Source organism: Salmonella sp. SAL00670 (assembly GCF_046552235.1).
GTDB classification, from domain to species: domain Bacteria; phylum Pseudomonadota; class Gammaproteobacteria; order Enterobacterales; family Enterobacteriaceae; genus Salmonella; species Salmonella enterica.
In genome coordinates, this window is sequence record NZ_JBGDUO010000001.1 from 823,250 (window position 1) to 836,674 (window position 13,425).

A 13,425-nucleotide genomic window follows, 5' to 3' on the forward strand; every position below is an offset into this window, starting at 1 on the left:
GAGCGATAACTCTTCTGCCGATCTCCGTCGCCTTCGCCAAAAGACACGCCGGGGATCGGTTCCAGAGTAACCCGAACCGGCAAGGAGTCAACGATCGATGATTAATGATGTTAAGTGGGTTCAGGCGCAACGCCATGCCAGCGACTGGCGACACGCGCTGGATATCGCCGTTCGTCCGCTGATTACCTTCGGCGCGGCGGCCCCCTGCTACCTGGACGGTATTATTGAGAACACCCTTAAATGGGGGCCATATTATCTTATCGCGCCGGGGATTGCGCTGCCCCATGCCAGACCAGAGCAAGGCGCCAACCATAATCAAATCAGCGTCACTACGTTAGCAACGCCGGTCGCTTTCGGCAATGCGGATTGCGATCCCATCTGGCTGTTGCTTTGCGCCAGCGCCACGGATGCCGAAGCACATATTCGCACCATTCAACGCATCAGCCAGTGGCTCGACTCGCCGGAAAGCGTCGCGATACTGCAAGATGCGCCAAATGACGCCGCGCTTTTCGCGCAATTAACCGCATTGCGCTGATGGAGGTTCCGATGATCCTGCACCCTTCACTGGCCTCCGCCGATCCGCTGCGCTATGCCGAGGCGTTGACCGCTTTACACGATGCGCCTCTCGGCTCGCTGCATCTGGATATCGAAGATACCAGTTTCATCAACAATATTACCTTCGGTATGAAAACCATTCAGGCAGTCGCACAACACACTCGCCATCCGCTCTCATTTCACCTGATGGTCTCATCACCGCAACGCTGGCTACCCTGGCTTGCAGCTATCCGCCCCGGCTGGATTTTCATTCATGCCGAAAGCGTGCAAAACCCCTCGGAGATTCTGGCGGATATTCGCGCTATCGGGGCGAAAGCAGGACTGGCGCTTAACCCGGCAACGCCGCTATTGCCTTATCGTTATCTGGCATTGCAACTGGATGCGCTGATGATCATGACCAGCGAACCCGACGGGCGCGGGCAGCAATTTATCGCCGCGATGTGTGAAAAAGTGAGTCAGAGCAGAGAGCATTTCCCTGCTGCGGAATGCTGGGCGGACGGCGGTATTACACTTCGCGCCGCACGGCTGCTTGCCGCCGCAGGCGCACAGCATCTGGTGATTGGCCGGGCGTTGTTCACGACGGCGAACTATGATGTGACGTTGTCACAATTCACCGCGCTATAAAGGAGTCATATGCTGATGAGCCAACAGCGCCCCGACCGTATCAAACAGATGTTGCATTACCTTTGGCAACACAGGCACCTCTCAACACAACAAGCTATTGAGCTTTTTGGCTATGCAGAGGCAACCGTGCGCCGGGATTTTCACTATATCGCCAGCCGTTATCCCGGTATGGTTCGCGGCCATGGTTGTATTGACTTCGACGACAGTACGGAAGATAAAGAATATGTTTTCGACGTTAAGCGAACGTTACAAAGTGAGGCGAAACGCGAAATCGCCGCCCTCGCCCGCACGTTCATCAAAGATGGAGACTGCTTTTTTCTCGACTCCGGCTCCACCTGTCTGGAACTGGCAAAATGTCTGGTTGACGCCAAAGTAAAAGTCATTTGCAATGACATCAAAATCGCTAATGAACTGGGTGGCTTCCCACACGTAGAGAGCTACATTATCGGCGGACTGATCCGCCCCGGCTACTTTTCGGTGGGCGAGAGTCTGGCGCTGGAGATGATTAACGCCTTTGCCGTTGAACGCGCCTTTATCTCCTGCGATGCGCTGTCGATTGAAACGGGCATCACCAACGCTACGATGTTTGAAGTAGGCGTCAAAACGCGCATTATTCAGCGCTCACGCGAGGTCATATTGATGGCCGATCATTCAAAGTTTGATACTGTAGAACCCCATGCGGTGGCGACGCTGTCCTGTATTACTACCATCCTTAGCGACAGCGCGCTCCCGTCTGCTATCGCCCGACGTTATCAGCAGGCGGGGTGCCGTCTCATCATGCCAGACCCCTCATCAGGAGTGCGTTAATGGACATCAGGCAAATGAACAAAACCCATCTGGAGCACTGGCGCGGATTGCGAAAACAGCTCTGGCCTGGTCACCCGGATGACGCCCATCTGGCGGACGGCGAAGAAATTCTGCAAGCCGATCATCTGGCATCATTTATTGCGATGGCAGACGGGGTGGCGATTGGCTTTGCGGATGCCTCAATCCGCCACGATTATGTCAATGGCTGTGACAGTTCGCCCGTGGTTTTCCTTGAAGGTATTTTTGTTCTCCCCTCATTCCGTCAACGCGGCGTAGCGAAACAATTGATTGCAGCGGTGCAACGATGGGGAACGAATAAAGGGTGTCGGGAAATGGCCTCCGATACCTCGCCGGAAAATACAATTTCCCAGAAAGTTCACCAGGCGTTAGGATTTGAGGAAACAGAGCGCGTCATTTTCTACCGAAAGCGTTGTTGAGGGAAATCATACAGGAAAAGGTCGGGTATAGTACCCGACCTTTATATTACTGGGGCAGATCTTTTTCAGTTAACAAGCGTGTCGTTTTCACTTGTTCAATATTTCTGGCGCCACCCAACATCATGTTAATTGTCAGCTCTTTGTTTAGCTGTTCAATCACTGATGCCACACCCTGAGCGCCACCAAGATTAAGACCATATAATACAGGCCGGCCAACCGCCACAATATCCGCCCCGCTGGCTAACGCTTTGAATATGTGCGAACCACGGCGTACTCCACTGTCAAAAATAACAGGCACTCGCTTGTTGACGACTTTTGCAATCGCAGGAAGCATGTCGAATGAGGACGGCCCGCTGTCTAATTGACGGCCGCCATGATTAGAAACCCATATTCCTGCGGCCCCGGCCTGGATAGCAATTTCAGCATCCTCCGGCGACTGAATGCCTTTTACGATAACCGGCAGACCGGAAATACGATGTACATAGGCAATATCCTCCGGCGTAAAGGCTTGTTTAGCCTGCGCGTAAATTTCACTTATCCCTGCTCCTTTGCCAGTTTTTGAACCATCGTCATTTTTTCTGGCGAACATTTCCAGGTTTGCAAAACCCAGCGGGAACTGGAAGTTATTTTTAATATCTTCTTCCCGATAACCGCCGACAGGCGAATCTACGGTCAGAATAATCGCTTTAGCGCCATGTTTTACCGCTTGTGCAAGAATAAATTCGTTAAATTGATTATTCTTGCTCATATAAAGCTGGAAGAAGAACGGATTTTTCCCGGAAACGTTAGCCACCTCTTCGATGGTCTTGTTGCCATAGGTGCTCAACGAGAAAATCGAACCGACCTGCGCCATGCCTTTCGCCGTCGCCAACTCTCCGGAGGCGTGGGCCAGGCCCTGCGCCGCCATCGGTGCCTGGATTATAGGCGTTTTAAGCGGAATACCCAGTAGCTGCGTTGATAAATCGATCTCTTTTAACTCAATGCCCTGTAATACGCGCGGCATAATATATTTTTTGTCAAAGCTTTCGGTGTTGCTGCGAAGGTTATTCTCATCTTCGGCTCCACCGCGAATATAACCAAATGCCCCTTTCTCCATTCTGGCCTGAACGCGCGCTTCCAGAGAGGCTACGTTCGTCATTTTTATTGCTTTTTCGTCCGTGCTGGCTTTGTACTCTTCAGCATAAGCCAGGCCTGATGTTGCCAACATTACCAGCGAGGCCACTACCCGAATGAGGTGATGAGTTTTCATCATTATTCCCTTTATTGCTTAACCGCTTCTGCCTGGATTTTTATATCGACAACTTTCGTCATCCCCATATCGACCAGATAATCTACCCCCCACTGGGTGCGATCTATTTGCGTGACAAAATCACCACCGCAAACCTGCGCCTTGAATATCGGGCTCATATAGCAGCCAAACTTGGTGGTGGTTAAGGTAACGGGCTTAGTTACTCCCTTCATTGTTAGCAAACCGTCAATAGAAACCGGTTTATTATCTTCAAAATGCCATTTTGTTGATTTAAATACCATTTCTGGATATTTTTCCGCATCCAGAATATCGCTACTGCGGATATGGTTATCAAACGCATCCACCCCGGTATTTAAGGCGCTTACGGGAATCGTCACGCGCATCTCTGCATCTTGCTTTTCCGGCTGATATTTCAGTTCGCCGCTAATAGCATAAAACCCGCCATGATTGGTTGAGGTCTGGAAATGATCGATATTAAATACCGCATTGGTATGCGTATTATCAAATTTATATACATCTGCATGAGCAGCACTTAATAAACCCAGAGACAGGACAGCACCAAGAAAATTCTTTTTCATTATATTCACTTTATATCTTAAATAAGGTGAAGTTATCTTAATGTTCCCTGTCCGCAGGATCGAGAGGGATAAACAGGAAGGACTGTTGCAAAAATAGAACGATGGAAAGGCCGTGTTACAAAAACAGCGGCTCACGAATGGGTTTATGCCAGGGCAATTTCCGCAACCTGTACCGCCTTTGTGGCGGTACAGAAGGCAAACTGACTAACGCATGATACGATCGTCGACATAACGGCGCTTATCCGGCGCGGGCGGGAAATACTGATACAGCCAGGTTTCGCTGATAGCCTCCCCCTGGCAGCGCAGGAACATACGCATATCCACCGGTGCCGTAGAATCCGAGGTCGGATACCAGTCAAACTGGATACGATAACCGTCGAAAGGCTCAACGTAGAGGATCTCAATCTGCTTCGCCTCACCGCTGGAAAGCGTAATCACCGGCTCAATGCCTTTTGGCGCGGCCGCTTTCAGATCGCCGCCGACAAAATCAATAGCAAAACGGCGCGCCCATTTATCCGGGTAATGTTCGCCCGGCGCCCAACCTTCGGGAAAGCCGCCCATCCCTGTACGGGTCGCCATGACCCGCGCAAGCGGCGATTGTACCGGCGGCTGCGCGCTCCAGTACAAACGATAATTGAACGCCAGCGTATCCCCGGCTTTGATCGCTTTTTCCGGCTGCCAGAAACAGACCACATTATCCAGAGTTTCACCAGTGGTTGGGATCTCCATCAGGCTAACCGCGCCTTTCCCCCACTTACTGCGCGGCTCCACCCACAGGCTCGGACGTTTGTTGTACCAGCCCATCACATCCTGATAATGCGAGAAATCGCGATCGAGTTGCAGCAGGCCGAACCCTTTCGGGTTATCGTCCATATATGCATTGAACTGCAATTTCTGCGGATTATTCAGCGGGCGGCAAATCCACTCGCCGTTACCCCGCCACATCGCCAGCCGATCGGAATCGTGAATTTGTGGATGAATGGTGTCGCATACCCGGCGTTCATTATTCCCACAGCTAAACATACTGGTCATCGGCGCAATGCCAAGTTGCTTAATATCTTTACGGGCGTAGAGATGGTTTTCTACATCCATGATCACCTGCGATTTTTCGCAATGAATCACAAATTTATACGCGCCCGTCACGCTGGCGCTGTCCAGCAGAGCGTAAACGGTAAACGTAGTATCGCCCGGCTTGGCGGTGTCAAACCAGAATGCGGTGAAGTCAGGGAACTCTTCCTGACCGTCAGTATAGGTATCTATCGCCAGCCCGCGAGCCGACAGGCCATACTGATAAGTATCATCTACCGCCCGGAAATAACTGGCGCCCAGGAAGGAGACGACATCGCGCCGCGCCAGTTCCGGCGCTTTAAAGACACGGAAACCGGCGAAACCGAGATCGCTCTGCCCTTCCAGTTGCGTCGTGTCGACGCCGGCATCGTTGTATTTAAACAGTTCCGGACGAAAATGGATCTCGCGAGCAAGATGCGTCGTCGTATCAACGGAAAACATGCGTACGCGACGACGAAAGCCCATCCCTACGTGGAAAAACTGAATATCGAGCTGCCGGTTGGCAACACCGTTCCAGAGTGAATGCGCCGCGTCATACTGAATGCTGTTATAGGCCTGCGGCGTCAGATTGGCGAGCGTATCCGGCAAGGGTCCCGGCGCGCCGCCCCAGGGCTTTTTCGCTAACGCCTGGGCCATTGATTGCAGACCAGCAAAATCAAAACGGACAATTTTACCATCCGCAATATCGGATTCCGCGGCAAACGCCGCCTGAGAAAAGAGGGAAGCAATACCGCTGGAACCGCACACGGCGGCCATTGCCATTGAACCTTTAATAAATCGTCTACGATTCATACCTGAAAATGAGTCCTTCTGGTCTTGTGAATGGTCCCGCGCTGGTTTTTTCAGCAGCAAGAATGTGCCCGTTTCTGACCGCTCACTCTAGACAAAATTCATTAATAATCCAATTGTTGGTCGCCTGGAAACTGTGCAAAAGCGTAAATATTTTATGTCGATAAGAACCGACCTAATCGGATGTAAACCTCACGCAGCATTCTTCAGGTTATGAAAAGTTTATTCCAGACTAACGTGATGTTTCATGACTCGTTTAAACAGCGCCAGACGCGCACGCATAAAGCGGTTTTCCACTTTAAAACCGGCAAGTTTGTTCAGCCCAATCCGCAACAGACGATCTCGCCCCCGAATGCTGGCGGGCCAGCGAACCGGGCCGTGCAGCACGTCGCGCGTGCGGCTGGCATGACGAGCGAAATTCACCCAGTAATCCGCCACCTGCGAGGCAAAGGCCAGGTCATTCTCATTCACATAATGGCATGTGGGCTCAGCCCGCGTTAACGTATCGAATACATACGGTATTTCATTGCCATGGCAGGCGCCATTCGCGTAGGTGTTATGCTCCGCTTCGGCGACATAATCAAACCAGTAACGCCAGCACGGTTCGCCGATCCGCTGCTGCGCTTGCATGACGACATAACCCAACGTGGTAAATACCATATCCCGACAGACCTGCCGCCCTAGTGCTTCGTCGCCTTTCACTCCAGGATAAAGCAGCCGGATTAACCCCAGGCCAACACGCCGCTCACGGCGCATTTTTTGAATTTGACCGGCAATATCGACGCCAAAAACGGCCAATACGCTGGCTTCATCGCTATTCGAGCCGATCATCACCGGTATGGGATGCTGTTTCGCCGCAAAGAAGGTTTCCAGCATCGGATGCGGCAGCACGACGTCGCCGGAAATCGGCGTCGGCGCAATTTTAAAAGGCGCGTCCAGCGGCCAAAACGTCTCTGCCGGTAAAGCGCGTAGCTGTTCGGCAGTGGCATGGGCTAAGCCAAGATGTTCTGCCAGCGCAACGCCTTTTTTTAGCGCCACCTCGCGGGGCGTATCCGGCAGCGTATAACCACTCTGAATAATCGCTTTATGAAAAAGCCCCTTCGCCAACGGCGAAGCCATCAACGACAGCACGCTGCGGGCGCCGGCGGATTCGCCAAATAACGTCACATTCTGCGTATCGCCGCCAAATGCGGCAATATTGTCCTGCACCCAACGCAGCGCAGCGATTTGATCGAGTAAAGCGAAATTATGAATACACTCCGCCCCTTCGCCTTCCAGCGCCGGATGCGCGAAAAAGCCCAGATGGCCAAGCCGATAATTGACCGTCACCACGATCGCGCCGCGCTTCGCCAGCGCTTGACCGTCATAGGGCGGCAAACTCCCCGCGCCAATGGTGTAACCGCCGCCGTGTAGCCAGACCATGACCGGCAACGGTTCATGACGCACGGCGGGAGCCCAGACGTTCAGATAGAGACAGTCTTCGGAAAAATTTCCCGGATCGCCGCCGCCGAGTTCACGACACCATGTAATATCCTGCCAACTGGCGCAGGAGAAACAATCCGCCTGGCGCACATCCTGCCAGGGCGTAACAGGCTGCGGCGCACGCCAGCGTAGCTCCCCTGTTGGCGGCGCGGCATAAGGTATACCGCGCCAGATATGGATTTCTTCCTGTACGACGCCCACGATTTTACCGTGACGCGTCGCCACCAGCGGGATGGAGGGATTCAACATAACGCCTTCCTTTTACAGTATCCTCACAGCCTGTGAAGCTTACCGCTTTTAAAGCAGACCGCAACGGCGTTTACTGCGTTCTTCCGCTTCCTGATATAACGAAAATTCATCCCGTACTGCACATCCCAGCGCCTGTTCAAAGGCGTCGCGGCTGGCATTGCCGTGGCTTCTTGCCAGCGTTTCATCTCCCAAATTCGACTGAAAAATGCCGGCTGCGCTGACCGGAAGAAAATCTTCATAGGTAATCGGCTGCGCGATCACCCAACCGCGCTCAATAAGCGGCTGCGGATCGTCGCCAGGATGGATCGCCTGACGATGCGCCTCGCCGGAAGGCGTTAAGCGATAACGGAACCAGGCAAGCCCCTGCTGGCGAAGCAGAAATTCGCTATCCGGAAAGGCGTTAAAGACCTCCCGCAAATGGAGTTGATGCGTGAAGTTGTCCTTACCCGTTCCCGCCTTGTGCAACAGTTCGTCATATAATCGACGACCTTTTGGCGTCAGCGCGACGCCACGTTGCTCAATTTCGCCGAAGCGCGCCGTGTGCGTACCCTGCTTTTCATCAACGAAGAGCACCTGCTCTTCCAGGGCTTTGAAACTGGTTTGCCGCAACAGAATAGGCACTTCGCGGCGAGGCGGACCTTCGATAAGAATTTTAGGCGTAATGCCGCACTCCGGCATCATGGCCTGTACCCGGTCGATATCCAGAGTACGTGGCGTCAGATGGTTAATGTGGCACCCCGGAAAACAGACCACGTCGGCAATTAAACGATGCTCACGATGCAGGCTGCGGTACGTTTCTTCATCAACGGTAGCCTGACGATGCCAGCGAAAAGTCTCCAGCGTTTCACGGACGAACTCTTCGGCCTGAGCAGCACTAAAACCGCCCTGCTCGTCGTACTCATCCAGCAATTGTCGGCAGCGCGATGTAAAAATATCACGCTGCGATAAGATCTCCGCCGCCCGCTGGCGTAATGCCGCGTTTTCAATGAGCTCCAGGCGTAATAGCGAAGTGAACATGCGAAAGGGATTACGCGAGAGCGAAGCCTCGTCAATGGGACGAAATGCCGTGGAGTGCACAGGCACGCCCGCCTGAGAGAGATCGTAATAACTTACTGGGTACATCCCCATGATGGCGAATATCCGACGCAAGGTAGAAAGTTCTTCTGCGGTGCCAACACGAATGGCGCCATGTCGTTCCACGTTCAATCGCGCCAGTTCATCGGCATTAGCCAACTGCTCATGCAGTTTGGGATTATTTTCCAGCACCGCCAGATTCACGTCAGCCACAAGTTCCAGTAACGTACCGTACTGCGGAACTTCCTGCTGGTACATTGCCGACATTGCCTGCGAAAAGTGTTCCCGAATCTCATCTGCCGTGATGGTGTTCGCCATAATGTCATGCCTCCAGTGAATGTTACCTGGAGTGTAGAAAACCTCATCCATTCCGGGGAGAAGAATTTACAAACTGTGATCCGACCTGAATTCATTATGCAGAACGGATTGACATGAGCTGGCATATCCCCGACCAGATCGCGGCTTAACACGCTTAACGGCAGTTGAATCATCAGTAAAATAAAACAGTTGTAACTTGAAATGGTAAAATGTTAATAATATTTTGCTATCAGGTTATCAAAAACAAACAACTTTACTTGTCACCCGCACGGCTCTGTTTTTAACATCGCTTATGGAAAAAAATGGTCTGTTTAGTCAGCGCATTCGGTTGCGCCACCTTCATACATTTGTCGCCGTTGCGCAACAGGGAACTCTGGGGCGCGCGGCTGAAACTCTTAACCTGAGTCAGCCAGCGCTTTCTAAAACGCTGAACGAACTGGAACAACTCACCGGAACCCGTCTGTTTGAACGCGGGCGACTGGGCGCGCAATTAACGGTTCCTGGCGAACAATTTTTGACTCACGCGGTAAAAGTATTAGATGCATTGAATACCGCCGGGCAGGCGCTGAATCGCAAAGAGGACGCCAGCGCCGATGTGGTGCGTGTTGGCGCGCTCCCCACCGCTGCGCTGGGTATACTCCCGGCGGCTATTGGGCGGTTCCATCAACAGCAAAAATCGACCTCGTTACAGGTCGCGACCATGAACAATACGATGTTGCTTGCGGGTCTGAAATCAGGCGAGATCGATCTGGGTATTGGCCGCATGTCAGACCCGGAATTAATGGGCGGTTTAAATTACGAACTGCTGTTTTTAGAATCGCTTAAATTAGTGGTACGCCCCGGTCATCCCCTGTTACAGGAGACGATCACGCTCAGCCGGGTTATGGAATGGCCGGTAGTCGTCTCGCCAAAAGGCACGGTACCGCGCCAGAATGCGGAAGCCCTGTTGCAAAGCCAGGGGTGTAAAATGCCTGCCGGATGTATCGAAACGCTATCCGCATCGTTATCACGACAACTGACCGTAGATTACGATTACGTCTGGTTCGTCCCCTCTGGCGCGGTTAAAGAAGATCTTCGCCAGGCGACGCTGGTCTCATTACCCGTGCCGACCCAGAGCGCAGGCGAACCGATAGGTATTCTTACGCGAGTTGATATCCCGCTCTCAACTGGGGCGCAAATGCTGATTGCGGCGATCCGTAAATCGATGCCGCTGTGATAGCGGCTGTCGGAGAATAAACGCGCCCGCGGCTAAAATAGCCCGCTGGCGCGACGCTTACTAAAGGAAGGATGATCGCATCGTCGCGCCAGTATCCTGTAAACGAAACGCATCAACGGCTTGCGTCAAGCGGGCAGCCTGTTCTTCAAGCGAAGCGGCCGCCGCGGACGCCTCTTCGACCAGCGACGCGTTTTGTTGCGTAACCCTGTCCATCTCAGAAATAGCCTGACTGACCTGAACAATACCGCGACTTTGCTCATCAGAGGCTGCCGCGATGTCGAGCATAATATCGGTGACGCGTTTGACGGCATCCACAATCTCATTCATGGTGCTCCCCGCAGTGATAACCTCTTCAGATCCTTGTTCAATCAGGCTGACCGATGCGCCGATCAAGCCTTCAATCTCTTTTGCCGCCTGCGCGCTGCGACTGGCGAGGGTACGAACCTCACTGGCGACCACCGCAAAACCGCGTCCTTGTTCCCCGGCGCGTGCCGCCTCGACCGCCGCGTTCAGCGCCAGGATGTTGGTCTGGAAAGCGATACTGTTAATGACGGCGGTAATTTCCGAGATTTTTTTCGAGCTGGTGGAAATATTCCCCATCGTTTGTACGACCCCGGAAACCATCTGGCCTCCGCGGCTGGCTTTACCGGAAGCATCTTCCGCCAGTTTGCTGGCGTGATGCGCATTATCCGCATTCTGCTTAACGGTTGCCGTCAACTGTTCCATACTGGCCGCGGTCTGTTCAATGGCGGCAGCCTGCTGTTCAGTACGAGAAGATAAATCCGTATTACCAGCGGTAATTTCGCTGGTGCCTCGATAAATTTCCTCCGCCCCCTGACGCACCGCCCCTACCGTTTGTTGCAACGCATGCTGCATCTGCTGAAGATGATGGCTCAGGCGACCAATTTCACTGCGTCCTGTGGGCTCGTCAGCCATGGTCAGATCGCCCGCCGCAATGCGTTCGATACGTGACGCAGACTGCTGCAAGGGTTGTATCACCGTGCGACGCAGTACCATGAAGGCCATTAACGTCAATACCAGCGCCAACGTAAATGCGCCAATCATAAACATCATACCGAGCCGGGTACGTTGGTAAGCCTGCTCGCTAAGTAGTCTTGCCCGCTCGGTGCGCAGTTCAATCGCTTTCAACAGGACATGGTTATATGCTGCATCCAGTTGTTTTGCCTGCTCGTTTTCATGATTAATGATCGCTTCGAACATGCCATTTTTGGCAAATTTCAGCATCGGTTGCAGGCCGTTGATATAGGCGGTGTAGCGGGCGTTTAACTCGTTATCTAACGCGTCATCGGCGGGTGTTTTCACCGCTCTGGACATATAAGCGTTAAAGCCGTCCTGAGACTGCTTGATCCGCGTTTCCGCAGCGGCAATATTGGCTTTCATTTCATCCATTTCAGCAATCCGGCTCGCCGCGCCAGCGTGGATCATATTGATACGTGCGGTACGTAAGTGGTTAGCGCTGTTGGATAATCCCATCCGTACCTGAATCTCGTCCGTGACATCACGCTGATCGCGATCGGCCTGTAACAGAAAATAGCCTGCCAGCCCGGCGCTCAAAGCAAAAAGAAGAAGGATGCCACCGAGAATGGAGGAAAACAGCGGAACCAGCCGAATATGATGCAGGAAGCCCAGTTTATGCGAGGCTTGCATCGAGAATGTGTTGCCCATGACCGTCGACTCTCTTGTAGGTTTTATGCGTAAAACACGCCCGTTAGATAGTCATCGGCACTTCGTGACGTTTGCTTACCGCGAAAAGCATCGCCTTCGTCACATTTTCACAACATTCATTCCAGAAAATTCAGAAAAGCGCCAGCGGAAAATCCGCTGGCGGATGAATCAGTTATCGCCAAAGTGGATAACAGTACGGATGGATTTACCCTGATGCATCAGTTCAAAGGCATCGTTAATCTGCTCCAGCGGCAGGCGGTGAGTAATAAAAGGATCTAAACGGATTTTACCGTTCATCGCATCTTCGACCATCCCTGGCAGCTGCGTGCGCCCTTTCACGCCGCCAAAGGCGGAGCCACGCCAGACGCGACCGGTCACTAGCTGGAAGGGACGGGTTTTGATTTCCTGCCCTGCCCCCGCTACGCCAATAATAATGCTTTCGCCCCAGCCTTTATGACAACATTCCAGCGCTGCTCGCATCACGTTAACGTTGCCGATACATTCAAAACTGAAATCTACGCCGCCATCAGTAAGCTCAACAATAACGTCCTGGATCGGTTTGTCGTAATCATTCGGATTAATAAAGTCCGTGGCCCCCATTTCGCCCGCCAGCGTAAATTTTTCCGGATTCGTGTCGACAGCTAAAATACGCCCGGCTTTAGCCTGAACCGCGCCCTGAATAACCGCCAGCCCAATACCGCCTAAACCAAAAACGGCAACGGTGTCGCCCGCTTTCACTTTAGCGGTGTTATGGACGGCGCCAATACCAGTCGTCACGCCACAGCCCAACAGACACACTTTATCCAGCGGCGCCTGCGGGTTCACTTTCGCCAGAGAAATTTCCGCGCAAACGGTATATTCGCTGAACGTGCTGGTTCCCATATAGTGATAAACGGGTTCGCCGTTATAAGAAAAGCGGGTAGTGCCATCCGGCATCAGCCCTTTTCCCTGAGTGGCGCGTACGGCCTGACAAAGGTTAGTTTTACCGGACTTACAGAACTTACACTCGCCGCATTCCGCCGTATACAGTGGAATAACATGATCGCCGGGTTTCAGGCTGGTGACCCCCTCGCCGACCTCGACTACCACGCCGCCGCCTTCGTGACCCAGGACTGCCGGGAATACGCCTTCCGGATCATCGCCGGAAAGGGTAAAAGCATCGGTATGGCAAACGCCGGTATGAGTGATTTTGACCAGAACTTCGCCTTTTTTCGGCGGCGCAACGTCAATCTCGACAATTTTTAACGGCTGACCGGGACCAAAAGCAACTGCTGCACGTGATTTCATATATCT

Annotated in this window: 12 protein-coding genes; 5 read left to right on the top strand and 7 right to left on the bottom strand. The window is 52.8% G+C overall.

Annotation, left to right across the window (positions count from 1 at the left end; genetic code table 11):
- Positions 1–97: 97 nt before the first annotated feature.
- From sgcA to aac(6'), 4 genes are read left to right on the top strand one after another with little or no spacing between them, the layout of a single operon-like run.
- Positions 98–535 (top strand): SgcA family PTS sugar transporter subunit IIA, encoded by a 438-nt coding sequence (gene sgcA / locus ACLJRS_RS04100; RefSeq protein ID WP_000606453.1) that lies wholly within the window; start codon positions 98–100, stop codon positions 533–535.
- 11 nt (positions 536–546) lie between these two features.
- A complete protein-coding gene (locus ACLJRS_RS04105) occupies positions 547–1,179 on the top strand; it encodes a ribulose-phosphate 3 epimerase family protein (RefSeq protein WP_000600602.1) in 633 nt (210 codons plus the stop codon).
- Positions 1,180–1,194: 15 nt separating this feature from the next.
- Entirely contained in the window at positions 1,195–1,986 is a 792-nt protein-coding gene (locus ACLJRS_RS04110) for a DeoR/GlpR family DNA-binding transcription regulator (RefSeq protein WP_001676823.1), read from the top strand.
- Entirely contained in the window at positions 1,986–2,423 is a 438-nt protein-coding gene (gene aac(6') / locus ACLJRS_RS04115) for a cryptic aminoglycoside N-acetyltransferase AAC(6')-Iy/Iaa (RefSeq protein WP_000354853.1), read from the top strand. Before ACLJRS_RS04110 ends, aac(6') begins: the two co-directional genes overlap by 1 nt.
- A gap of 46 nt (positions 2,424–2,469) precedes the next feature.
- Here the strand turns inward: aac(6') and ACLJRS_RS04120 are convergent, their stop codons facing one another.
- The 5 genes from ACLJRS_RS04120 to ACLJRS_RS04140 form a co-directional block, all read right to left on the bottom strand.
- Positions 2,470–3,672, bottom strand: coding sequence for a lactate oxidase (locus ACLJRS_RS04120; RefSeq protein WP_000848088.1), 1,203 nt, complete (start codon positions 3,670–3,672; stop codon positions 2,470–2,472).
- An 11-nt stretch (positions 3,673–3,683) separates the two neighbouring features.
- A complete protein-coding gene (locus ACLJRS_RS04125) occupies positions 3,684–4,259 on the bottom strand; it encodes a YceI family protein (RefSeq protein ID WP_001024304.1) in 576 nt (191 codons plus the stop codon).
- 195 nt (positions 4,260–4,454) lie between these two features.
- The gene (locus ACLJRS_RS04130) at positions 4,455–6,110 is read right to left on the bottom strand and encodes a glucan biosynthesis protein D (RefSeq protein ID WP_001081947.1); all 1,656 of its coding nucleotides are present in this window, start codon (positions 6,108–6,110) and stop codon (positions 4,455–4,457) included.
- Between the two features lie 219 nt (positions 6,111–6,329).
- Positions 6,330–7,838 (bottom strand): carboxylesterase/lipase family protein, encoded by a 1,509-nt coding sequence (locus ACLJRS_RS04135; RefSeq protein WP_000933983.1) that lies wholly within the window; start codon positions 7,836–7,838, stop codon positions 6,330–6,332.
- Positions 7,839–7,886: 48 nt separating this feature from the next.
- Positions 7,887–9,230, bottom strand: a complete 1,344-nt coding sequence (locus tag ACLJRS_RS04140; RefSeq protein ID WP_000024091.1) for a VOC family protein — start codon at positions 9,228–9,230, stop codon at positions 7,887–7,889.
- A gap of 292 nt (positions 9,231–9,522) precedes the next feature.
- Here ACLJRS_RS04140 and ACLJRS_RS04145 point away from each other — a divergent pair, with 292 nt between their 5' ends.
- Positions 9,523–10,446: a LysR substrate-binding domain-containing protein gene (locus tag ACLJRS_RS04145; RefSeq protein WP_000414259.1), complete on the top strand. Its 924-nt coding sequence runs from the start codon at positions 9,523–9,525 to the stop codon at positions 10,444–10,446.
- Between the two features lie 60 nt (positions 10,447–10,506).
- On the opposite strand, the gene ACLJRS_RS04150 is transcribed toward ACLJRS_RS04145, so the two are convergent.
- Both ACLJRS_RS04150 and ACLJRS_RS04155 read right to left on the bottom strand, forming a co-directional pair.
- Positions 10,507–12,132, bottom strand: coding sequence for a methyl-accepting chemotaxis protein (locus ACLJRS_RS04150; protein ID WP_000528478.1), 1,626 nt, complete (start codon positions 12,130–12,132; stop codon positions 10,507–10,509).
- Between the two features lie 168 nt (positions 12,133–12,300).
- Positions 12,301–13,419: an S-(hydroxymethyl)glutathione dehydrogenase/class III alcohol dehydrogenase gene (locus ACLJRS_RS04155; RefSeq protein ID WP_000842141.1), complete on the bottom strand. Its 1,119-nt coding sequence runs from the start codon at positions 13,417–13,419 to the stop codon at positions 12,301–12,303.
- Positions 13,420–13,425: the final 6 nt, after the last annotated feature.

Bases quoted from the DNA above. Each gene is read 5' to 3' on its own strand.
- sgcA (WP_000606453.1), top strand. From the start codon at position 98: ATGATTAATGATGTTAAGTGGGTTCAGGCGCAACGCCATGCCAGCGAC.
- ACLJRS_RS04105 (WP_000600602.1), top strand. From the start codon at position 547: ATGATCCTGCACCCTTCACTGGCCTCCGCCGATCCGCTGCGCTATGCC.
- ACLJRS_RS04110 (WP_001676823.1), top strand. From the start codon at position 1,195: ATGAGCCAACAGCGCCCCGACCGTATCAAACAGATGTTGCATTACCTT.
- ACLJRS_RS04120 (WP_000848088.1), bottom strand. From the start codon at position 3,672: ATGAAAACTCATCACCTCATTCGGGTAGTGGCCTCGCTGGTAATGTTG.
- ACLJRS_RS04130 (WP_001081947.1), bottom strand. From the start codon at position 6,110: ATGAATCGTAGACGATTTATTAAAGGTTCAATGGCAATGGCCGCCGTG.
- ACLJRS_RS04135 (WP_000933983.1), bottom strand. From the start codon at position 7,838: ATGTTGAATCCCTCCATCCCGCTGGTGGCGACGCGTCACGGTAAAATC.
- ACLJRS_RS04140 (WP_000024091.1), bottom strand. From the start codon at position 9,230: ATGGCGAACACCATCACGGCAGATGAGATTCGGGAACACTTTTCGCAG.
- ACLJRS_RS04145 (WP_000414259.1), top strand. From the start codon at position 9,523: ATGGAAAAAAATGGTCTGTTTAGTCAGCGCATTCGGTTGCGCCACCTT.
- ACLJRS_RS04150 (WP_000528478.1), bottom strand. From the start codon at position 12,132: ATGGGCAACACATTCTCGATGCAAGCCTCGCATAAACTGGGCTTCCTG.
- ACLJRS_RS04155 (WP_000842141.1), bottom strand. From the start codon at position 13,419: ATGAAATCACGTGCAGCAGTTGCTTTTGGTCCCGGTCAGCCGTTAAAA.